This window comes from Methylosinus sp. LW4, assembly GCF_000379125.1.
In the GTDB taxonomy this organism is placed as follows: domain Bacteria; phylum Pseudomonadota; class Alphaproteobacteria; order Rhizobiales; family Beijerinckiaceae; genus Methylosinus.
Genome location: NZ_KB900626.1, coordinates 3,186,364 through 3,206,256, shown reverse-complemented (window position 1 = coordinate 3,206,256; position 19,893 = coordinate 3,186,364). Strand labels below are relative to the sequence as shown.

Annotated in this window: 21 protein-coding genes; 10 read left to right on the top strand and 11 right to left on the bottom strand. The window is 66.8% G+C overall.

Annotation, left to right across the window (positions count from 1 at the left end; genetic code table 11):
* Positions 1-44: 44 nt before the first annotated feature.
* Both METLW4_RS0116000 and METLW4_RS25095 read right to left on the bottom strand, forming a co-directional pair.
* Positions 45-2,510 (bottom strand): YfhO family protein, encoded by a 2,466-nt coding sequence (locus tag METLW4_RS0116000; RefSeq protein WP_018267242.1) that lies wholly within the window; start codon positions 2,508-2,510, stop codon positions 45-47.
* 240 nt (positions 2,511-2,750) lie between these two features.
* Entirely contained in the window at positions 2,751-3,461 is a 711-nt protein-coding gene (locus tag METLW4_RS25095) for an aldolase/citrate lyase family protein (RefSeq protein WP_018267241.1), read from the bottom strand.
* 212 nt (positions 3,462-3,673) lie between these two features.
* Here METLW4_RS25095 and METLW4_RS0115990 point away from each other — a divergent pair, with 212 nt between their 5' ends.
* On the top strand, positions 3,674-4,870 hold the full coding sequence (locus METLW4_RS0115990) for a DUF2336 domain-containing protein (RefSeq protein ID WP_018267240.1): 1,197 nt from the start codon (positions 3,674-3,676) through the stop codon (positions 4,868-4,870).
* 39 nt (positions 4,871-4,909) lie between these two features.
* Here the strand turns inward: METLW4_RS0115990 and METLW4_RS0115985 are convergent, their stop codons facing one another.
* From METLW4_RS0115985 to METLW4_RS0115970, 4 genes are all read right to left on the bottom strand, one after another.
* Positions 4,910-5,701, bottom strand: a complete 792-nt coding sequence (locus tag METLW4_RS0115985) for an NAD kinase (RefSeq protein ID WP_018267239.1) — start codon at positions 5,699-5,701, stop codon at positions 4,910-4,912.
* Between the two features lie 197 nt (positions 5,702-5,898).
* Positions 5,899-7,713, bottom strand: a complete 1,815-nt coding sequence (locus METLW4_RS0115980) for an aminopeptidase P family protein (protein WP_018267238.1) — start codon at positions 7,711-7,713, stop codon at positions 5,899-5,901.
* A gap of 106 nt (positions 7,714-7,819) precedes the next feature.
* The gene (locus tag METLW4_RS0115975) at positions 7,820-8,314 is read right to left on the bottom strand and encodes a GNAT family N-acetyltransferase (protein ID WP_043332884.1); all 495 of its coding nucleotides are present in this window, start codon (positions 8,312-8,314) and stop codon (positions 7,820-7,822) included.
* 296 nt (positions 8,315-8,610) lie between these two features.
* On the bottom strand, positions 8,611-9,561 hold the full coding sequence (locus METLW4_RS0115970) for a 50S ribosomal protein L11 methyltransferase (protein WP_018267236.1): 951 nt from the start codon (positions 9,559-9,561) through the stop codon (positions 8,611-8,613).
* A gap of 139 nt (positions 9,562-9,700) precedes the next feature.
* Here METLW4_RS0115970 and METLW4_RS0115965 point away from each other — a divergent pair, with 139 nt between their 5' ends.
* Together METLW4_RS0115965 and METLW4_RS0115960 are read left to right on the top strand one after the other, a co-directional pair.
* Complete coding sequence (locus METLW4_RS0115965; protein WP_018267235.1) at positions 9,701-9,898, top strand: ribbon-helix-helix protein, CopG family; 198 nt, start codon at positions 9,701-9,703, stop codon at positions 9,896-9,898.
* Positions 9,879-10,223, top strand: coding sequence for a glyoxalase/bleomycin resistance/dioxygenase family protein (locus METLW4_RS0115960; RefSeq protein ID WP_018267234.1), 345 nt, complete (start codon positions 9,879-9,881; stop codon positions 10,221-10,223). Before METLW4_RS0115965 ends, METLW4_RS0115960 begins: the two co-directional genes overlap by 20 nt.
* 28 nt (positions 10,224-10,251) lie before the next feature.
* Here the strand turns inward: METLW4_RS0115960 and METLW4_RS0115955 are convergent, their stop codons facing one another.
* Positions 10,252-10,491, bottom strand: coding sequence for an FmdB family zinc ribbon protein (locus METLW4_RS0115955; RefSeq protein ID WP_018267233.1), 240 nt, complete (start codon positions 10,489-10,491; stop codon positions 10,252-10,254).
* A gap of 146 nt (positions 10,492-10,637) precedes the next feature.
* Here METLW4_RS0115955 and METLW4_RS0115950 point away from each other — a divergent pair, with 146 nt between their 5' ends.
* A complete protein-coding gene (locus METLW4_RS0115950; protein ID WP_043332883.1) occupies positions 10,638-11,861 on the top strand; it encodes a GNAT family N-acetyltransferase in 1,224 nt (407 codons plus the stop codon).
* A gap of 226 nt (positions 11,862-12,087) precedes the next feature.
* Here the strand turns inward: METLW4_RS0115950 and METLW4_RS27855 are convergent, their stop codons facing one another.
* Positions 12,088-12,255: a hypothetical protein gene (locus METLW4_RS27855; RefSeq protein WP_018267231.1), complete on the bottom strand. Its 168-nt coding sequence runs from the start codon at positions 12,253-12,255 to the stop codon at positions 12,088-12,090.
* A 14-nt stretch (positions 12,256-12,269) separates the two neighbouring features.
* On the opposite strand from METLW4_RS27855, the gene METLW4_RS25090 reads away from it, so the two are divergent.
* Together METLW4_RS25090 and METLW4_RS0115935 are read left to right on the top strand one after the other, a co-directional pair.
* A complete protein-coding gene (locus METLW4_RS25090) occupies positions 12,270-12,485 on the top strand; it encodes a hypothetical protein (RefSeq protein ID WP_018267230.1) in 216 nt (71 codons plus the stop codon).
* Positions 12,486-12,568: 83 nt separating this feature from the next.
* Positions 12,569-12,883 carry a hypothetical protein gene (locus tag METLW4_RS0115935; RefSeq protein ID WP_018267229.1) on the top strand — a complete coding sequence of 105 codons (315 nt, stop codon included), beginning with the start codon at positions 12,569-12,571 and terminating at the stop codon, positions 12,881-12,883.
* Between the two features lie 142 nt (positions 12,884-13,025).
* Here the strand turns inward: METLW4_RS0115935 and truA are convergent, their stop codons facing one another.
* The 3 genes from truA to def all read right to left on the bottom strand — a co-directional run bounded on the left by truA (position 13,026) and on the right by def (position 15,413).
* The gene (truA, locus tag METLW4_RS0115930; protein WP_026191555.1) at positions 13,026-13,745 is read right to left on the bottom strand and encodes a tRNA pseudouridine(38-40) synthase TruA; all 720 of its coding nucleotides are present in this window, start codon (positions 13,743-13,745) and stop codon (positions 13,026-13,028) included.
* Between the two features lie 185 nt (positions 13,746-13,930).
* Positions 13,931-14,860 carry a methionyl-tRNA formyltransferase gene (gene fmt / locus METLW4_RS0115925; RefSeq protein WP_018267227.1) on the bottom strand — a complete coding sequence of 310 codons (930 nt, stop codon included), beginning with the start codon at positions 14,858-14,860 and terminating at the stop codon, positions 13,931-13,933.
* 7 nt (positions 14,861-14,867) lie between these two features.
* Complete coding sequence (gene def / locus METLW4_RS25085) at positions 14,868-15,413, bottom strand: peptide deformylase (RefSeq protein ID WP_018267226.1); 546 nt, start codon at positions 15,411-15,413, stop codon at positions 14,868-14,870.
* A 210-nt stretch (positions 15,414-15,623) separates the two neighbouring features.
* Here def and METLW4_RS0115915 point away from each other — a divergent pair, with 210 nt between their 5' ends.
* From METLW4_RS0115915 to METLW4_RS0115900, 4 genes are all read left to right on the top strand, one after another.
* The gene (locus METLW4_RS0115915; protein WP_157235176.1) at positions 15,624-16,316 is read left to right on the top strand and encodes a hypothetical protein; all 693 of its coding nucleotides are present in this window, start codon (positions 15,624-15,626) and stop codon (positions 16,314-16,316) included.
* Positions 16,313-16,732: a hypothetical protein gene (locus METLW4_RS0115910; RefSeq protein WP_018267224.1), complete on the top strand. Its 420-nt coding sequence runs from the start codon at positions 16,313-16,315 to the stop codon at positions 16,730-16,732. Before METLW4_RS0115915 ends, METLW4_RS0115910 begins: the two co-directional genes overlap by 4 nt.
* A gap of 137 nt (positions 16,733-16,869) precedes the next feature.
* A complete protein-coding gene (locus METLW4_RS0115905; RefSeq protein WP_018267223.1) occupies positions 16,870-17,430 on the top strand; it encodes a LemA family protein in 561 nt (186 codons plus the stop codon).
* A 140-nt stretch (positions 17,431-17,570) separates the two neighbouring features.
* Positions 17,571-19,850 carry an NADP-dependent malic enzyme gene (locus tag METLW4_RS0115900; RefSeq protein ID WP_018267222.1) on the top strand — a complete coding sequence of 760 codons (2,280 nt, stop codon included), beginning with the start codon at positions 17,571-17,573 and terminating at the stop codon, positions 19,848-19,850.
* The last annotated feature ends 43 nt before the right edge of the window (positions 19,851-19,893 follow it).

Sequence of the window (19,893 nt, the reverse complement as noted above, 5' to 3'; positions counted from 1 at the left end):
CGCCCGGATTCGACGGCCTATTGTGAGGCCCGCCGTCCGCCCTGTCACTCCTCTCGATGAGCGATCAGGGTGGAGGCGGCGGAGGCGAGATTGGCGAGCGAAAACGGCCGAAATAGGAATTCGACCCGATGGCGTCCCTTGGTCGTCGGCACGCCGCGGAACAGAATATTCGCCTTCACGATCGGCGCCGGCGCGCCGTCGATGCGCGCCTCCCAGCCCGGGTAATAGAGATCGTGGAGGACGAGCAATCCGTCCTTGTCCGATTCGACGTCGATGAGAATGCGCTCATTCTCATAGGAGACGATGGTCGCTTTTCCCTCCGGCCCGCCGGCCGTCGCCGGATCGGCGAGGGCGGGGCCGAGCTTGGGAAGATCGGTCTGATCGACCAGCGCCTCGCGGACGCCGTCGAAATCGGGAATATTGTCGTCGGCGATGGCGGCGTCCGAATCGACGCCGGCGACATGGGTCGCGACATAGGCGCGCGGCGCGGCGCGGCCGAGCTTGTAGACATAGATCTGGTCGGAGACGAAGATCGGCAGCGCGTTGGGGCGCGGCATATGGCGCGGCATGCGCGCCAGCGGGCGGCCGAGCACCAGATAATCGAGGCCGAGCAGCCGCGCCAGCTTGCATCTATAGCCGCGGAACGTGCCGGGATAATGCCGCAGATTGGGATCGACGGCGTTGTCGCCCGGCCCCACGGCGCGCTCATAATCGGCGATGCGCAGCGGATTATAGCCGAGCGTGTCCTCGAGGCCGAGAATCATCGAGGCGTTCTGCCAGCCGCCCGGCAGGCCGAGAATTTCCACGCGCGGGCGCTCGCCCTTGGCGGCGCGCTCGGAAATATCCTTGCGCAGCGCGGCAATGGCGCCGCGCTCGGCGGGCGAGGCCTCGTTGAGAACGGAATAGCGGGTCGCCGGCTCGGCGTTCAGCGGATCGGCGGCGTTGCGCCACAGCAGCTCGCCCCCGGTGGCGGCGACGAGAAGAATGGCGACGAGGCCGCGCTTGTCGAATTTGTCGCCGAGCCGCAGAGCCGCCGCCACGGCGCTGGCCGCGCCCAGCGACGCCGCCACGGCGCCCAGAGATTCGAGGCCATGGCCATGGGAGAAGGAGAAGGCCAGCCCGCCGAGGATCAGCGCGAGCGTGACGCCCACCGCCGCGGCGGAAAGCCCATGGGCGAGAGCGGGCGGCATTTTCTGAAAGGGCCGCGGCGCGCCATGGGCGACATAGCGATGCAGAAGATAGGCGGCGCTGAGCGCGAAGCCGGCGTTGAGCAGAAAGGCCGCGTCCGCCGGCCGGCGATACAGCGACACGCCGGGGAAGAAATCATAGACGGCGGAGAAGACGGGCGTCCAGCGGCCGAGCGTGTAGATCAGCGCGGCGGCGAGCATATAATGGAAAAAGCGCATCTCCTTGGCGAAGATGCGCCCGCCCGCGAGCCCGTGCCAAAATCCGAGAACGACCGGGGCGGCGCCGATGAAGAGATAGTCGATCGCGCGATCGGTCCAGTCCGGCGCGGCCATGGTGTCATAGCCCGGACCCCAATAATCATAGCTCTTGTCCAGCGAGCCGAAGATGTCGGGCGCGAGCAGAGTGGCGAGATTGACGGGCGCCAGCGAGCCCGCGGCCGCGACGCCGAAGGCGATGCCCGGCCGGTTGGAGGCCGCCAGAAATTGCAGCGTCAGCAGCACGGGGACGGCGAGAATGGCGGCGCCCGTCGCGCCGGCGGCCAGCAGCGCCGGCCAGCGGCCGAGCAGATAGTCCAGCGGCCGGCGCGAGACCGCGGCGGCGTAGAGCAGGCGGGCGATCAGCACCAGGCAGAAGAGATAGGCGACCTGATCGCGCCCCAGCGCCATCAGGGCCGCGAGAATCCCGAAGCCGACGCCATTGAGCAGGCGCGGGCGCTCCAGCATGACTTCCAGCATCAGCAGCGCGAGCGGGAAGAAGCTGTAGGAGATGATCATCCCCGTATGCTGGAGCCGCGAGGCGGCGACCCCGCCCAGCATGAAGATCATTCCGGCCAGCGCCGAGGCGGAGGGGATGAAGCCGCGCCGCGCGCAGAGCGCCAATATTCCGGCGCCGCCCATCAGCAGATGCGCCAGCACGAAGAGATCGAACTCCTGCATCGTCGCGGCGGGACGCAGCAGCGCCAGGAGGAAGAAGGTCGGCGCGAAGATCAGCGATTGCGGATCGGCGACGGCGGGATGCCCAGCGAAATGATAGGGATTCCAGAGCGGCACGTCGCCCCGGCGCAGCGCCTCGCCGAGAAAGCGGAACATGGGATAGAAATGGTTCTTCGAGTCCCAGGGCACCACCGCGCCGCTCGCCGCCCAGAGGCCGGCGGCCAGCGCCATGAAGAGCGCGATGGCCGCAAAGGCGAGCAAGGCGTCGCGATGCGTCCAGAGATGGACATGGGCGGAATCGGGTCCGGCGAGCGCCCGACGCGTCTCGATGAGCGCGAGCGGGGCATCCTCGGCGGTCAATGCGCCGAGCGGGCGGTCGCTGATCGACATTTTCGAACCTGTCTCGACTTATCGTGACCGCTCTGGCGGCGCCGACGGGCGGCGTCGCGCGATGGCGGCTCGCCTCACGCGGGAACGTCCGGGCAGGCGCGCGTCGCCACGGCGACGGAGAATGCCCGGGCTCTGATGAAAAAAGCAGGATTTGCTGAAAAGCCGGCTCCCACCCTTTCCGAATTGGCTCAGATTGATTTCACCTTCATGAACTCATGATGAACGTTCGGGCGCCGCCTTCTATAGCGCAGGCGCGTCCTCAGCGAAAGTCTGGTTTATCGGTGGGATTTGTGTGGGGTCCAGCGCCAGCTTGCCGGCGAACCCGTCCCGCCGGGCGGCGCGGCATTCGGCGGCGAGGCCGGCCGCATCGGCGAGATCGGCGAAAGGCGCGTCGATCGCCGCGACGCCGGCCGCCGCGGCGCCGAGCAGCAGCAGGGATCTGGCGGTGGCCAGGGGCGCCGCTCCGCCGTCCGGCGCGGCGCCCAGCGCGCGGCGCAGGGGCTCGGCGTCATAGGCCAGCGCCTCGAGGCGGGGGGAGGCGCCGCCATAGGTCGAAAGCGCGAATATGGAAGCGGGCGTTTGCGTCGCCAAAGCGATGACGCGCGTGGCTCCGTCGGCGCGGCCGCTTTCGGCCTCCGCCACGGCGAGCTTGGCGGAAATATGCTGCACGCTCGCCCCGCCGCAGGCCTGCGGCAGAAAAACGCCGTCCACGCCCGCCGCGACGAGGGCCGCGAGATCGGCGTCTATTGCGGGGCCGAGCGGCGCGGTCAGCGCATAGAGGCGCAGCCCCGGCGGGCGCGGATGCGCGACGAACGCGGCGGCCCGCCGCCGGATCGACTCACGGGCAGGGTCGGCGGGATCGCCGAGATCGAGCGCCAGAGCATCCGCGCCGCTGGCGAGCGCGGCGGAAAAGGCCTCCTCGCGCGCCGGGACGAGAAGAAATGATCGCATCTTCGCTGCTTCCGTCATCCGCCGCCGTGATCTTAAGCGGGCATTTACCATAAGTCGTGATTCTACCCAGGATCGCGTCAAGTCCGGTCGAGCACCTAGCGCGTTTCCAGCCGAAGTGGACGCCGGCTCGGCATGGGAAGCGCGTCAAAACAAAAGCAGAGGGTCTTTCCATGGAAACATGAAAAGACTCTAGGGCGGAGCCCAGAGCGCCGATGATCGTGAGAAATTTTCTGCAATGGGCGCAGACCGCGCCGACGGCCCTCCGAGTGGAAGGCGCCGCCGCCCTGGCGCGCGCCTATCTGGTGAGCGATCTCGACGCCGCGATGAAGCGCGAGGCGGAGACGGCGCTCGCCGCTCTGCTGGACGATCCCTCGCCGCTGGTGCGCCGGGCGCTGGCCAAGGCCTTCGCCAGCGCGCCCAACGCCCCGCATTCCATCATTTCGGCGCTCGCCAATGATCAATCGGACATCGCCGCCATGGTGCTGTCGCGCTCGCCGCTGCTGACGGAGAGCGAGCTCATCGATTGCGCCGCGATCGGCGACGTCTTCTCGCAGAGCGCCATTGCGCTGCGCGCCCATGTGCCCACCGGCCTCGCCTCGGCCATCGCCGAGATCGGCGCTTGCGAGGCGTTGATCTCGCTCGCGGTCAATCCCGGCGCCGAGCTGCCCGCCTTCGCCATGCGCCGCATGATCGAGCGTTTCGGCGATGACGCGCAGCTGCGCGAGGCGCTGCTCGGCCGGCCGTTCCTGCCGCCGGCGGTGCGCGTCGATCTCGTCGAGGCGACGGCGGAGAGCCTCGCCTCCTTCGTGCTCGATCGCGATTGGCTGTCGCCCGAGCGCACCCGCCGCATCATGCAGGAGGCGCGCGACAAGGCCAATGTCGTCATCGCCGCCACGGCGGGCGATGGCGAGGGCCGCAGGGGCGTGCGCATGCTGGTCGGCCATTTGCGCCGCAAGGCGCGGCTGACGCCGAGCCTCGCTCTGCGCGCGCTGCTCTCCGGCAATCGCGCGCTGTTCGAGGCGACGCTCGCCGAATTGTCCGGCGTGGACGAGGAGAAGGTCGCCGGACTGACGCGCGATTACGACGGCGCGGGCTTTGCGGCGCTCTATGCGCGCGCGGGAATGCCGGCCAATCTCCTGCCGGCCTATCGCGCCGCGCTGGAGGCGCAGCGCGCCTTCGGTTACGCGGGCGCTCCGTCGGGCGCGCGTCTGTCGCTGGCGATGGTGCAGCGCGTGCTGACATCTTGCGATCACGTCAATTCCGGCGAGCTGGATCGGCTGATGGCGCTGCTGCGCCGTTTCGAGGCCGAGGCGCTGCGCGAGGACGCGCGCGAGGCGGCCGCCGCTCTGACGACGCCGCCGCTCGTCGATATGGCGGCGCTGGAGGCGCAGCTGCTCGTCGCGGCGTGAGGGCGGGGCGAGGCTTTTTCTAAAATCCGCCGCCGCGTCTCAATAGCCGAACTGCTCGCGCAATATTCGCTCTTCCAGAGAATGGCCGGCGTCGTGCAGGAGGATGAGATCGGCGCCGTGATCCATCTCTATGTCGACCTGCAGCGCGTCGCGGAACTCGTCGTGATCGGCGACGACGGAGACCGGGCGCTTCTCCGCCTCCAGCACCTCGAGCCGCACCTTGGCGGCGTCCGGCAGCAGCGCGCCGCGCCAGCGCCGCGGGCGAAAGGCGGAGATCGGCGTCAGCGCCATCAAAGGCGCGTCCAGCGGCAATATGGGACCGTTGGCGGAAAGGTTGTAGGCGGTGGAGCCGGCCGGCGTCGCCACCAGCACGCCGTCGGTGATGAGCTCGGGCAGGCGCTCCTTGCCATTCACCAATATGCGCAGCTTGGCGATCTGCGAGCTCTGGCGCAGCAGCGAGACCTCGTTGATCGCATGGGCGGCGAATTCGTCGCCATGCGTGTTGGTGGCGCGCATCAGCAGCGGATGGATGATGGAGGGCTTGGATTCGGCGATGCGCTTGCGCAGCCCGCTCTCGCGATATTCATTCATCAGAAAGCCGACGGAGCCGCGGTTCATTCCGTAGATCGGCTTGCCGGCGCCCATGAAGCGATGCAGCGTGCGCAGCATCAAGCCGTCGCCGCCGAGCGCGACGATGCAATCGGCCTCCTCCGGCGGAACCTCGCCATATTTGGCGACGAGCCGCGCCCGCGCCTCATCGGCCTCCGGCGTGCCGGAGGAGAGAAAGGCGAGATGCTTGTGATTGTTCGGCGTTTCGCCGGACTCGGACATGGGTGGACCTGGCTCGGCGGGGCCGCGCTGGCGGCGGCGAAGGCCGAACTCCATACACCCGGCGAAGTCGGAAGGAAACGGGAGGCGACGCCGCGCCGCAGGCGAGCGCGAGTCTTTGCCGGTGAACCTCCCGTCCGGCTATCGCCGGCCGACCCTCCCCCTTAAGGGGAGGGTGAGCGCGCAGCGCGCCCCTCGCGTCAGAGCTTGCGCGTCGCCTGCGTCAGCCATTTGCGCGTCTTGGCGTCGAGATGCGGCGACAATTCTGCGCGCACGCGCGCGTGATAGGCGTTGAGCCAGCGCGTCTCCTCGACGCTCAAGAGCTTCGGATCGACGAGGGCGAGATCGAAAGGCGCGAGGGTGAGCGTCTCGAAGCCGAGCATCTCGCGCTCGGCGCCTTCGATCTCTCGCGTCTCGACGACGATCAGATTCTCGAGGCGAATGCCATATTCGCCGGCGCGATAATATCCCGGCTCGTCGGAGAGGATCATGCCCGGCTGCAAGGGCGTCGTCCCGAGCTTGGAGATACGCTGCGGCCCCTCGTGGACGGAGAGATAGGCGCCGACGCCATGGCCTGTGCCATGGTCGAAATCGAGCCCCGCCTCCCACAGGCTGCGGCGCGCGAAAGCGTCGAGCTGCGCGCCGCTGACGCCCGCGGGAAACACCGCGCGGGCGACGCCGATATGGCCCTGCAGCACGCGGGTGAAATGCTCGCGCAATTGCTTGGACGGTCGGCCGACGCCGATGGTGCGCGTCACATCCGTGGTGCCGTCCAGATATTGCGCGCCGGAATCGACGAGATAGCAGCCGCGCGAGATGCGCAGATCGCTCGCCTCGGTCACGCGATAATGCGGAATGGCGGCGTGCGGGCCGAAGGCGGAGATGGTGGGGAAGGAGAGATCGCGCAGCTCGCCGCTCTCGCGGCGGAAGGTCTCGAGCGCTTGAGCGGCGGAGATTTCCGTGAGCTTGCCTTTGGGCGCCGTCTCCGCGAACCAGGCGAGAAAGCGCGTCAGCGCCACGCCGTCGCGCAAATGCGCGGCGCGCGCGCCTTCGAGCTCTATGTCGTTCTTGATCGCCTTCAGCAGCGCGATCGGATCGTCGCCGAGCTTGGGCTCGCCGCCCTTGGCGCGGAAGAGCTCGACGAGCTTCGCCGGCGCGGTGGTGGCGTCGAACAAGATCGTCAAGCCGCGCGCGCCGGCGTCGGCGAGATCCTCGACGATCTCCGCCGCCTCATAGATATCGACGAGTCCTTCGAGGCTGGTTCTCGTCTTGGCCGAGAGCTTGGCGGGATCGACATAGAGCAGCGGCTTGCCTTCCTTGGGAAGGACGGCGAAAGCCAGCGCGATCGGCGTATAGGCGACATCGGCGCCGCGCAGATTGAACAGCCAGGCGAGCGCATGCGGATCGGAGACGAGCAGCGCATCCGCCTCGCCGAGCGCTTTGCGCACGCGCGCGATTTTCGTCTTGGCGGCGACGCCGGCGAGGCGCGGCGGATAGAGTGTTATGGCGCCTTGCGGCGGCTGTGGCCGATCGCTCCAAACAGCGTCGATCGGATTGCGCTCGAGCGGAACCAGCGTGACGCCCTTGCTCTCCAGCGCCTTGGCGTAACGCTCGATCTGCGCGGGCGTATGCACCCAAGGATCATAGCCGATGCGCGCGCCCTTCTTCGCCGTCTCGGCGAGCCAGCGCGAGGGCGCCGTCTTGGCGATGTCGAGAACGGCGACGCGTTTCGTGTCCACCTGCTCGGGCGCCTGCAGCGTGTAGCGTCCGTCGACGAACAGCGCGGCTTTGTCGGCGAGCACGACGACGACGCCGGCCGAGCCCGTGAAGCCGGTGAGCCAGGCGAGGCGCTCCGCCGATTTGGGCACATATTCGTTCTGGTGCTCATCGGCGCGCGGGGCGATGAAGCCGTCGATCTCGAGCCGCGCGAGCTCGGCGCGCAGGGCCGCGAGGCGCTCCGCGCTGTCCTGCCCGCAGGCGTCGTCGGCAAAGCTCTGGAATCTGCTCTCGAACATGTCTCGAACCTATGCCCTTCCCCGCTCTGCGGCAATATCGCGGCGACTGCATGTTCCCGAAAAGTGCAAAGCGGTTTTCGGAGAGGAACATGCAATTCAAATAGCGCTAGAGCCGCAACGCCATCAGCGCTTCATCGAGATAGGCGCCTTGCGCCGTCTTCACGGACGCCGGCTCGACGCCATAGATCGTAAATCCCCAACGCTCGTAGAAACGCAGCGCTCTCGCATTGTCGCGCATCACGGTCAGCGTGACGATCTCATATGTCGCGCGCGCATGTTCCAGCAGCGCGGCCATCAGCGCGTCGGCGCCGCCGGCGCCTCTGTGGCGCTCGCGCAGATACATGCCCCAGAGCAGCGCCTTGTGCTTCGTCTTGGCGCCGACGAAGCCCGCGAGACCGGCGACGCCTTGCAGCGTCTCTCCCTCGAAAGCGCCGACGACGAAATCATGCGCCAGCCGCGCCGCGACATTCTCGAGCGTGAGATGCGCCTCATCCTCCGGCGCGAAGCGAAACTCGCGCTCGTGCAGGCGAAACCCCTCCTGCCGCAGAGCATGGAACTCGGCGGCGTCGGCGGTCGTGAGCCGTCGGATCGTCAGCGCCATGGTCGCGGTCGCATCCTCTTTCGTCGCGTTTCGCGTAGCAAGGCGCGCGCCGATTTGCGAATCGAAGCGCAGCAATCGCGCCAGGGGGCAGACACGGCGTCACGCGTGTCTTTAGGGCAATCGGATGTATCCACCCTCCCCTTTAGGGGGAGGGTCGGCCGGCGATAGCCGGACGGGGTGGGGTTCAACGGCAAAGACTCGGGGCGTCACCCCCTCCCGAGCGCATTCGCGCTCGACCTCCCCCCTCGAGGGGGAGGTGAAAACGCCTTCTCCGGCGATCACGCGCCGAAGGTCCTTCAGTCCTCGTCGTCTTCGTCGTCGGGCAGGCGCCAATCGGGCCGGGGCGCGGCGCCGCCGCTGCGCAGCAGCAGGGTCGCCCAGCCGTCTATGTCGCGGCGCTTCGCCAGCGAAAAACCCTGCGCGCGATAGGCGGAGAGCACGCCCGGCACATCGCGCGCCAGCAGGCCGGAGAGCACGAGCTCGGCGCCCGGCGCGGCGACGGCGGCAATCTTGGGCGCGAGCAGACGCAGCGGCTTGGCGAGAATATTGGCGAAGATCAGGTCATAACGGTCCGGCGCCAGCGCCGGATGGCGCACGCCCACGGCGACGACCGGCCGCACCAGATCGCCGACGCCGTTGAAGCGCGCGTTGACGCCCGCCGTTTCCACCGCCACGGGATCGATATCGCCGCAGGCGATGGGCTGTCGCAGCAGGCGTGCGGCGGCGATGGCGAGCACGCCGGTGCCGGTCCCCACATCCAGCACATTCTGCGGGCGCCGCTGCTTGCAGATTTCCGCGAGAGTCAGCAGGCAGCCGAGCGTGGTGCCGTGGTGGCCGGTGCCGAAGGCGAGCGCCGCCTCTATCTCTATGCCGATGTCGCTCGCGCCGACGCGGCCGCGATCATGCGAGCCATGGACCAGGAAGCGTCCGGCGCGCACGGGCCGCAGCCCTTCGAGCGAGGCGCCCACCCAATCCTTCTGCGAAATCTCGAAAAATTGCGCGGCCGCGGCGGCCTCCGCGCCGGCGGCGGCCTCGATCAGCGCGCGGATCTGCGCTTCGTCGGGCGGATCGCCGAAATAGACCTCGACGGCCCAGCTTTTTTCATCCGGCTCCTCGAAAGCCGTGGCCGCGGTCTCGGCCGGGTCGAAAGTCTCGACCACGAGATCGGCGATGGCGCGCGCAGTTTTCTGGTCGCAGACGAGGCGCAGGCCGTGGCTGGCGCCATTGGGGGGAAGTCCTTCGAGCATGTGCGCGCTTAGCACGCCCACGCCGCGCCGTCATCCGGCTCCGTCCGCAAGGTCGGCCAAGGGCCGCCAAGGTCCGCGAAGTCGGTCAGCGCTGCGATCAGGGCTCGACATGCGCTAGAATACTAGTATACTAGCAATCATGGCGGATGACGAGGTCAAGCAGTTCAACGTGTATTTGCCGCTGGGGCTGATCCGGCGGGTCAAGCACCACGCCATAGAGACGGAGCAATCCCTCTCGGCCTTGGTCGCCGCCGCGCTGCGCGCCTATCTCGACGCGCGCGAGCAAGCCGCCCACTCACCAAAGGAGGAGAGCCGAGATGACGACAAAGGGCGTTGAAGCCATTTTCCTGACCACCCACAATTGGGGCAAAGCGGCGAAATTCTTCCAGTCTCTCGGCTACGCTCTGGAGTTCGAGACGGATCACAACTCCGGCCAGCTCCGCAACGGCGCCGGCCCTTATCTCTTCATCGCCGAAATTCCCGAGAGCGAGACGCCGCAGACACGCCTGGTCTTGAATGTCGCCGACGAGGAGGCGTTTCGCCTCGACCCGTCGATCGACATCGTCTCGCCCTTCGCGGATACGCATTGGGGAACGCGGGAAATGACCATCCGCGATCCCGACGGGCGGATATGGAGCCTGCAGGCGCCAGCCGGACGCTGACGCCCCGAGCGAAAGAGCCGAAGGCGCGTCAGCTCTTCGGCTTCGCTTGAATTTCCTTCTTGCTGAAATTGGACAGCTCGCCCTCGGCGGCGGCCGCCTTGCGCCAGGATTTGGCAATGGCGGGATATTTGATCTCGACGCAGATTTTGGCGACCTGCTGCTGCAATTTCTCGCTTCCGCAAGATGGGCAGACGGGCGTGTCCGAAGCGCTGACCAGCAGTTCGAACTCCGCATGGCAATCTTGGCATTCATAGGAGTAGAGCGGCATTCGTTTCCTCGTCCATTCCTCTCGTCGGCACACAGGCGCCTAATTTTGAAGCAATAACCGTGCCGGCGGCGCGCGAGCAAAAAGCCGATTGGAACGTCTTTCGCTTTGCGTAGAGTGTGCAGCTCTCTTTCAAAACCGCGGGCGCCATGTGCTCAGATCAAAGGACGTCCTCGGCTCGTCTGACGGCCCGTTTCATCCCCTCGCTCGAGCAGATCGACGCCGCGGCCTGGGACGCGCTCGCCAATCCGCCCGGCCTCACCGCCGAGGAGGCCGGCGGCGAGCGGCACAATCCCTTTATCTCCAGCGCCTTTTTGCTGGCGCTGGAGCGCTCCAAATCGGTCGGCGGACGCAGCGGCTGGACGCCGCTCTACACGATATTGGAAGACGCCGAAGGCCGCCTCGTCGCGGCCGCGCCCTCCTATGTGAAGATGCACAGCATGGGGGAATATGTCTTCGATTTCGGCTGGGCTCAGGCCTATGAGAACGCCGGCGGGCGCTATTATCCCAAGGTGCAGGTCGCGGTTCCCTTCACCCCGGCGACGGGGCGGCGGCTGCTCATCGCCCGCGATGCGCCGGAGGGCGCGCTGCCGGGCCTGATCCATGCGCTGCGCGCGCTGCGTCAGGCGGCGGAGGCCTCCTCCATCCATGTCACCTTCGCGACAGAGGGCGAGGTCGGCGCGCTGACGGCCGAGGGCTTCGCGCCGCGCGCCGGCGAGCAGTTCCATTTTTTCAACGAAGGCTACCGGGAGTTCGACGATTTCCTCGCCGCGCTCTCCTCACGCAAGCGCAAGACGATCAAGCGCGAGCGCCGCGACGCGCTGGGCGACGACGTCTCGATCGATCTTCTGACCGGCGCGGACATAGAGCCCGCGCATTGGGAGAAATTCTACGCCTTCTATATGGACACGGGCGCGCGCAAATGGGGACGGCCCTATCTGACGCGCGATTTCTTCGATCGCATCGGCGAGACCATGGCGGACCGCATCCTCCTGGTGATGGCGCGGCGCGAGGGGCATTACATCGCCGGGGCGATCAATTTTCTCGGCGACGACGCCATCTACGGCCGCAATTGGGGCGCGCTGGAGGAGCGGCCCTTTCTGCATTTCGAGGTCTGCTATTATCAGGCGATCGAATACGCCATTCGCCACGGCTACAAGCGCGTGGAGGCCGGCGCCCAGGGCGAGCACAAGCTGGCGCGCGGCTATCGGCCCGTCGCCACCCATTCGGCGCATGATTTCGCTGACGCGCGGCTGCGGACCGCGGTGGTCGAGTTTCTCTCGCGCGAGAAAGTGGCCGTGGACGAGGCGATCGCCGATTATGAGGCGAGCCTGCCCTTCCGCCGCGAGGAAGAGGGCGGCTCCGAAGCCTGAGGTCGTCCGCTCAATCCATTTGGACGCAACATCCATCCCTCGCCCTGAGGAGCCCGCACCCAAGTCGGGCTTGCCCGACTTGGGTGCGGGCGTCTCGAAGGGTCGCCGCTGCGTGGCGCTGGATCGTCCTTCGAGGCTTTTTGCGTGCCGCAAAAAGCGCCTCAGGACGAGGGGGATTGTATTTGCCTCGCGAAGCAATCAATCGGAAGCCGTATGAGATTTCCGATCAGTCCGCGGGCGGGGTTTTCGCCGTTTCGCCCTTTTCCCCTTCGCTCGGCGATTGCGCTGCCGCCTTGCGTCGGCGCAGATTGGCCCTCAGCGCGGCGACCAGCGCCGCGGCGTTCTTCTTGGGCGGCGGGGGCGGCTGGCGGCGCTTCTTTCCTTCCTCGGTCATAGCTGGGCTCGATCTTGCGGCTCTTTGTCGGCTTCTGCCTCTTCCTCGCGCTGATCGGCGCGGCGGGAATGGCTCTGTCTCTGTTTTACGCTCCACCGCCCGCGCCGGACAGCGGGGAAATGCCGCTCTCCTTTGGATTCGGCATGCTTTTGGTCGAGCTCGCGGCGGCTCTTTGTCTCGGCGGGCTGCTCGTCGCGGCGCTCGTTCGGCTGACCAGGCGGCTCCGCTAGAGTATTCGTCTCCAGCCGTCTAGCCGGCACGAAACTTGCTGCCATTTTGCGCGAAGTTCAATCCAGCACGAGTGGCGACGACAATGCAAACGACTTTCATCAGAAATACCGACGATGGCCACAAAGTCGAAGTCATCGGTCCTTATGTCTGTGTGGACGGCAAGCCGGTCGCAGATCGCGTCGTCGAGGTCAAGGATCATCCCAATCGCTTGAGGATTCTGCACACGCTGCCCAACGCGGCCTTCATGGCCGGCCCAGTTGTGCTGACGGCCGAGGAGGCCTCCCTGGTGCGTGGCGCGCTGCTGCAGGCCAAGCCCTCGCCGACCGATCCGGTCGCGATCAACGAGCAGCTCCGCAACGCCATCAACATGCGCAATCGTGAGGCGGGTATCGAGTAAGCCGGAGAGGCGGCCCCCTCCCCGACCCTCCCCCGCTTTGCGGGAGAGGGAGCAGTTTCCGCGTTTCATCGAGAGTTCGCGTAACGCCCGCCATCTCCTCTCCCGCGAAGCGGGGGAGGGTGAGGGAGGGGGCGTCGCAGCCTCAATAATCGACGGCGACGAGATAGAGCCCATGCGGCGGGGCGACCTGACCGCAGCGGGTTCTGTCCTTCGCCTCGAGCGCCGCGCGCAGATCGTCGGCGCTCCATCTGCCGGAGCCGACATGCTCCAGCGAGCCGGCCAGCGAGCGCACTTGATTGTGCAGGAATGACCGCGCCGAGGTGACGATCTCTATGACGTCGCCCATGCGCCGCACATCGAGCCGCTCCAGCGTCCGCACCGGCGAGTTGGCCTGACATTCGGTCGAGCGGAATGTCGTGAAATCATGCCGGCCGACCAGCGCCTGCGCGGCAGCGTGCATGGCCTGCGCGTCCAGCGGGCGCTTCACATGCCAGGCGCGGCCGAGCTGAAGCGTTAGCGGCGCGCGGCGATTGTCGATCACATAGCGATAATGCCGCTGAATGGCCGAGAAGCGCGCCTCGAATGTCGGCGCGACGCGGCGCGTCTCCAGCACGGCGATGGGCGACGGCCGCAGATGCGCGTTGAGCGCGTCGCGCAGGCGGTCCTCGCGCCACTCGCGCGAAAGATCGACATGGCCGACCTGCCCCAGCGCATGCACGCCGGCGTCGGTGCGCCCGGCGCCATGCAGCACGCGCCGCTCGCCTGCTTCCAGCGCCGAAACCGCCTCCTCGAGCCGCTGCTGCACGGAGACGCCATTCTCCTGCCGCTGCCAGCCGACGAAGGGCGAGCCGTCATATTCGATGGTGAGAGCGTAGCGGAATGCCGCGCGCTCACCCTCCCCTTCAGGGGGAGGGTCGGACGGCGCAGCCGTCCGGGGTGGGGTCGCGCCCGAGTCCCGGGGCGTCACCCCCTCCCGCTCGCCTGCGGCGATCGACCTCCCCCCTCTAGGGGGAGGTGGGGCGGCCGTATTGGTTATCGTCGTCACTGTCACGTCGCCAAAGTCATGCCCGTCGCGAGCGGGCGGCCGCGCAGAAATTCCGCAATGGCCATCGGCGCCTTGCCGCCGCGCTGCACCTCGATCAGCCGAACGGCGCCCTCGCCGCAGGCGATGAGGCCCTTGTCGTCGAGCGCCGCGCCGGGCGCGCCTTCGCCTGTCTCGAGCTTGGCGCGCAGCACTTTCACGCGCTCGACGCCATGGCCGAGATCGCTCTCGAAGAAGGCGCCGGGACAGGGCGAGAGCCCGCGCACGAGATTGTGAATCTCCCGCGCCGGGCGCCGCCAGTCGATGCGGCTCTCGCTCTTGTCGATCTTCTGCGCGTAAGTCACGCCCTCCTCCGCCTGTGGCGTGAAGAAGAGGCCGCCCTCGGAGAGATCGCGCAGCGATTTGGCCATCAGCTCGGCGCCGGCGGCGGCGAGGGCGTCGTGCAATTCGCCCGTCGTCATATCCTCGCCGATTGCGACGCGCGCCGTCGCGGCGACGGGCCCGGTGTCGAGCCCGGCCTCCATCTTCATCACCATCACGCCGGTCTCGGCGTCGCCGGCCATCACGGCGCGCTGGATCGGCGCCGCGCCGCGCCAGCGCGGCAGCAGCGAGCCATGCAGATTGAGGCAGCCGAAACGCGGCGCGTCCAGCGCCGCCTGCGGGAGAATGAGCCCATAGGCGGCGACCACGGCGACATCCGCGTCGAGATCGGCGAAAGCGCCGATCGTCTCGGCGTTCTTGAAGCTCTTGGGCGTGAAGACGGGGATGGAGAGCGTCTCGGCCAGACGATGGACGGGGGAGAGCTTCAGCTCCATGCCGCGGCCGGCCGGGGCCGGCGCGCGCGTGTAGACGGCCGCGACCTCATGGCCGTCGGCGACGATTTTCTGGAGCAGAGGCGCGGCGAAATCGGGCGTGCCCATGAAGACGACGCGCATTTGGGCGTTACGCCTCGACCTTGTCGGCGACGGGAGCGGGCGGAGCGGCGCGCGCCGCGGCCTTGGCGAATTTCTTCACCACGCGCTCGCGCTTCAGCCGGGAGAGATGGTCGATGAACAGCCCGCCCTCGAGATGGTCGATCTCGTGCTGGAGCACGGTGGCGAGCAATCCGTCGGCCTCGATCTCCTGCGTCGCGCCGGTGCGGTCGAGATAGCGCACGCGCACGCGCGCCGGGCGCTGCACATCCTCGAAATAATCGGGGACCGAGAGGCAGCCCTCCTGATAGACGAACAGCTCCTCGGAGACCCAGACGATCTCGGGGTTGATGAAGAACATCGGATTCTTGGGCTCGTCGCCGCGCGTCGCGTCGGCGACCACGATGCGCTTGGGCACGGCGATCTGGATCGCCGCCAAGCCCACGCCGGGGGCCTCGTACATGGTCTCGAGCATATCGTCGAGAAGCTGCTGAAGCTCGCCGTCGAAGGTCGCGACCGGCTCGGAGACGAGCCGCAGCCGCGGATCGGGCAGGGTGATGATGGGACGAATGGCCATTGCTGTCGCGCCTGAGGGTCTCGCGGTCGAGGGTTTCTCGCTCGAAATAGGGATGCGCCCCGTCTCCGTCAAATGGACGCTGGCGCGGCTTTGTCGCAGATTATATTCCGCTTCGCTCCGCAATGTAAGCGCGATCGAGCGGCGCGCTGGCCGAGGATTTTGTTGACAGCGCGCCATCGCGCTGAATCTATGACGGTGCAGGAGGCGCTCATGGAAAATCTCATAGGCGTGGGGTTGTACACCCCGGCGGAGGCGGGCCGGCTCCTCGCAATCGCTCCTGGAAAGCTGGCGCGGTGGCTGCGCGGACATCACGTCGGCGAGCACGAATATGCTCCGCTTTGGAAATCGCAAATCGACCTCGACAATGGCCATGTCTATTTGGGATTTCGCGATCTCATGGAAGCGCGAATCGCCGACAAGTTCATGCGTTGCGGAGTCTCGTCCCGACGCGTGCGCGCGGCGATCGAGATCGCGCGCGAGATCATCGGCGATGAGCGGCCGCTGTCGACCGATCGATTTCGGACCGACGGTCGAGACATTTTTCTGCGCGTCGCCGAGACAGACGAGCATGGCGAAGAGCGTGAAGGTCTGCTGAACCTTTTCCGACGTCAATACGAGTTCAAGCAGATCATCGAGCCATTGCTGAAGTCGGTCGATTTCGATGACAAAGGGGCGCCTTTTCAATGGTGGCCGGCCGGGCGTCGCGCGAGCATCGTGGTCGATCCGGGGCGGTCCTTCGGCCAGCCGATCGACGCTTCGACGAGCGTGCCGACCGCAGTCTTAGCCGTGGCGGCAAATCGAGACGGGGTCGAGACGGCCGCCTCGGCGTTCGACGTCCCGGAGACCTCGGTCAGACGCGCCGTCGAGTTCGAGGCCGAGCTAGAGCGGCGGCTCGCCGCGTGAAGGCGCTGTTCGACAATTGCACGGCGCCGGTCATGGCGTCGACGTTAGACGGCTTTGTTTCATCATTTGGACATCGCGCATTTCATATCAAAGACGCGCCGGGACTGCCCAATGGCCGTCACGCTTCCGATTTCGAATGGATCGAGTATCTGCGGAAAAGTCCCGACGCATGGATGTTTGTTTCGGGAGACGGCCGCATCCTGAAAAACGCAGCCGAACGCGCGGCTCTTCGCTCGGCCGGTCTTCACGGCTTCGTTCTCGCGCCCGCCTATCAGAAGACGCCGCTCCATCAGGTGGCGGCCACGATCGTCTGGAAATGGCCTGAAATCGAGGCGGTCACGAAATTGATCGCGCCGCCTTCGATGCATGAGATTCCGATCGGCAAGAATGTCAGGCTTCGATCGTTGCCCCTATGAGGCTTTCGGCAGATCGGCGCCCGGTGAGCTGGTCCCGCTCCATTGTGCGCCCGCGCACTTTCGCGGGTCGTGAAAGCCGGATACGACTTGGCGCATTCCGTCGCTGACCGTGTGGCGGGACGATCAAGGAGCCTCAAATGACCGCTCTCGTTCTTCTCGGCGTATTGGTTCTCGCCGGCCTCTGGCTCATCGGCTCCTATAACGGCCTGGTGACGCTGCGCCAGCGCTGCCGTCAGGCTTTCTCGGACATAGATGTGCAGCTGAAGCAGCGGCACGATCTCATCCCCAATCTGGTGGAGACGGTGAAGGGCTACGCCGCCCATGAGCGCGGCACGCTCGAGGAGGTCGTCGCGGCCCGCAACAAGGCGGTGGCCGCCAATGGCCCGCAGGCCCAGGCCGCCGCCGAGAGCGCGCTCAATGGCGTGCTCGGCCGGCTGTTCGCCTTGGCCGAGAATTATCCCGATCTGAAAGCCAATCAGAATTTCCAGCAGCTGCAGAGCGAGCTGTCCGACGTGGAGAACAAGATCGCGGCGTCGCGGCGCTTCTTCAACAACGCCTCGGCCGAATACAACGCCGCGCGCGAGAGCGTTCCAGCCGCTTTCTTCGCCGGCTCCTTCGGCTTTGTCCCGCAGGAGTTCTTCAATCTCGAGGAAGGCGAGCGCAAGGCCGTCCAGGAGACCCCCAAGGTGCAGTTCTAGGGCGCGTCTCCCCGCCCGGCGGTTCCGCCCCGCCGGGCGAGGGGCCTCGGGCCGCCGCCCGGAGCTTCGGCATATTGTCGTCGCAAACCTCTTGCTAAGTGCCGCCGGCAATCCGATGATTCGGACCGAGAGGGGGAAAAATGGCGGAAAAGCCTCCGAAGCGCGAACGTCCTGTCTTCACCGACAAGGAGGCTCTGCTCTACCACTCACGCGGGCGCCCCGGCAAAATCGCCGTCGTGCCCACCAAGCCCATGGCGACGCAGCGCGATCTCTCGCTCGCCTATTCGCCGGGCGTCGCTGCGCCCGTGCTGGCCATCGCCGAGAACGCCTCCCTCGCCTATGACTATACCGTCAAGGGCAATATCGTCGCCGTCATCACCAATGGCACGGCCATTCTCGGCCTCGGCAATCTCGGCGCGCTGGCGGCCAAGCCTGTGATGGAAGGCAAGGCGACGCTGTTCAAGCGTTTCGCCGATATCGACTCCATAGATCTCGAGATCGACACGCAGGAGGTGGAGGCCTTCATCGCCGCCGTCCGCTATCTCGGCCCCTCCTTCGGCGGCATAAATCTCGAGGACATCAAGGCGCCGGAATGCTTCATCATCGAGGAGCGCCTGCGCGAATTGATGGACATTCCCGTCTTTCACGACGATCAGCACGGCACCGCGATCATCTCCAGCGCCGGCCTCTTGAACGCGCTGCATCTCACCGGCCGCGACATCAAGAACACGCGCCTCGTCTGCAATGGCGCGGGCGCCGCGGGCATCGCCTGTCTCGATCTCGCCAAGGCGATCGGATTCGCGCCGCAGAACGTCACGCTCTGCGACACCAAGGGCGTCGTCTATCGCGGCCGCTCCGAAGGCATGAATCAATGGAAGAGCGCGCATGCGGTGGACACTGACGCGCGCACGCTGGCCGAGGCGCTGGACGGCGCCGACATCTTCTTCGGCCTTTCGGTGAAAGGCGCGCTGACGCCCGAGATGCTGAAGACGATGGCGCCCGATCCGATCATCTTCGCAATGGCCAATCCCGATCCCGAGATCACGCCGGAGGAGGCGCTGGCCGCGCGGCCGGACGCCATCGTCGCCACGGGACGCTCCGACTATCCGAACCAGATCAACAATGTTCTGGGCTTTCCCTATATCTTCCGCGGCGCGCTCGACGTGCGCGCCAAGACGATCAACATGGAGATGAAGATCGCCGCGGCGAAAGCGCTCGCCGAGCTGGCGCGCGAGGATGTGCCGGACGAGGTGGCCAACGCCTATCAGGGCGCGCGCCCGCGCTTCGGCCGCGACTATCTCATCCCCGCGCCATTCGATCCGCGCCTCATCTCCATCGTGTCGCCGGCGGTCGCCAAAGCGGCGATGGATTCGGGCGTCGCGCGCCATCCGATCGTCGATATGAACGCCTATCGCGCCGAGCTCTCCGCGCGGCGCGATCCGATCGCCGGCTTGATGCACACGATCTATGATCGCGTGCGGCGCGATCCCAAGCGCGTCGTCTTCGCCGAGGGCGAGGAGGAGCAGGTCATTCGCGCCGCGCTCTCCTTCGTCACGCAGGGATTGGGGCGCGCCATTCTCGTCGGCCGCGAGGATCGCGTCGCGCAGACCGCGCGCAACGCCGGCCTCGAGCTCGGCGATCACATAGAAGTGCACAACGCCAAGCTCTCCTCGCGCAATGGCGTCTATGCGCAATTTCTGTTCGAGCGCCTGCAGCGCAAGGGTTTCCTGTTCCGCGACTGTCAGCGTCTCATCAACACCGACCGCAATCATTTCGCCGCGGCCATGGTGGCGCAGGGCGACGCCGACGCCATGGTGACGGGCGTCACCCGCAATTTCTCCAATGCGCTCGAGGATGTGCGCCATGTCGTCGATCAGAAGCCCGGTCACAGGCTCATCGGCGCCTCGCTGGTGCTGGCGCATGGGCGCATCGTCGTCGTCGCCGACACGGCGATCACCGAAATGCCGGAGGCCGCCGATCTCGCCGACATAGCGATAGAGGCGGCCGGGGTGGCGCGGCGCATCGGCCTCGAGCCGCGCGTCGCCATGCTCGCCTTCTCCACTTTCGGCTATCCGCCGGGCGAGCGCACGGCTCGCATGCAGGAGTCGGTTCGGGTGCTCGATTCGCGGCGGGTGGATTTCGAATATGAGGGCGAGATGGCGGCCGATGTCGCGCTCAGCCGTCAGGCCATGGCGGCCTATCCGTTCTCGCGTCTCAGCGACACCGCCAATGTTTTGGTCATGCCGGCCTTTCACTCCGCCTCCATCTCCACCAAAATGCTGCAGGAGCTGGGCGGGGCGACCGTGCTCGGTCCTTTGATCGTCGGGCTCGACAAGCCGATCCAAATCGTTCAATTGGGCGCGACCGACGCCGATATCGTCAATATGGCCGCTCTGGCCGCTTTCGGGGTCGGGGGTTAGGGCGGCGGCTCCCCGACCGGGCGCGGCGGCCGCGCCAAAAAGA

Coding starts and splice junctions, on each gene's coding strand:
- METLW4_RS0116000 (WP_018267242.1), bottom strand. CDS start 2,510: ATGTCGATCAGCGACCGCCCGCTCGGCGCATTGACCGCCGAGGATGCC.
- METLW4_RS25095 (WP_018267241.1), bottom strand. CDS start 3,461: ATGCGATCATTTCTTCTCGTCCCGGCGCGCGAGGAGGCCTTTTCCGCC.
- METLW4_RS0115990 (WP_018267240.1), top strand. CDS start 3,674: ATGATCGTGAGAAATTTTCTGCAATGGGCGCAGACCGCGCCGACGGCC.
- METLW4_RS0115985 (WP_018267239.1), bottom strand. CDS start 5,701: ATGTCCGAGTCCGGCGAAACGCCGAACAATCACAAGCATCTCGCCTTT.
- METLW4_RS0115980 (WP_018267238.1), bottom strand. CDS start 7,713: ATGTTCGAGAGCAGATTCCAGAGCTTTGCCGACGACGCCTGCGGGCAG.
- METLW4_RS0115975 (WP_043332884.1), bottom strand. CDS start 8,314: ATGGCGCTGACGATCCGACGGCTCACGACCGCCGACGCCGCCGAGTTC.
- METLW4_RS0115970 (WP_018267236.1), bottom strand. CDS start 9,561: ATGCTCGAAGGACTTCCCCCCAATGGCGCCAGCCACGGCCTGCGCCTC.
- METLW4_RS0115965 (WP_018267235.1), top strand. CDS start 9,701: ATGGCGGATGACGAGGTCAAGCAGTTCAACGTGTATTTGCCGCTGGGG.
- METLW4_RS0115960 (WP_018267234.1), top strand. CDS start 9,879: ATGACGACAAAGGGCGTTGAAGCCATTTTCCTGACCACCCACAATTGG.
- METLW4_RS0115955 (WP_018267233.1), bottom strand. CDS start 10,491: ATGCCGCTCTACTCCTATGAATGCCAAGATTGCCATGCGGAGTTCGAA.
- METLW4_RS0115950 (WP_043332883.1), top strand. CDS start 10,638: ATGTGCTCAGATCAAAGGACGTCCTCGGCTCGTCTGACGGCCCGTTTC.
- METLW4_RS27855 (WP_018267231.1), bottom strand. CDS start 12,255: ATGACCGAGGAAGGAAAGAAGCGCCGCCAGCCGCCCCCGCCGCCCAAG.
- METLW4_RS0115935 (WP_018267229.1), top strand. CDS start 12,569: ATGCAAACGACTTTCATCAGAAATACCGACGATGGCCACAAAGTCGAA.
- fmt (WP_018267227.1), bottom strand. CDS start 14,860: ATGCGCGTCGTCTTCATGGGCACGCCCGATTTCGCCGCGCCTCTGCTC.
- def (WP_018267226.1), bottom strand. CDS start 15,413: ATGGCCATTCGTCCCATCATCACCCTGCCCGATCCGCGGCTGCGGCTC.
- METLW4_RS0115915 (WP_157235176.1), top strand. CDS start 15,624: ATGGAAAATCTCATAGGCGTGGGGTTGTACACCCCGGCGGAGGCGGGC.
- METLW4_RS0115905 (WP_018267223.1), top strand. CDS start 16,870: ATGACCGCTCTCGTTCTTCTCGGCGTATTGGTTCTCGCCGGCCTCTGG.
- METLW4_RS0115900 (WP_018267222.1), top strand. CDS start 17,571: ATGGCGGAAAAGCCTCCGAAGCGCGAACGTCCTGTCTTCACCGACAAG.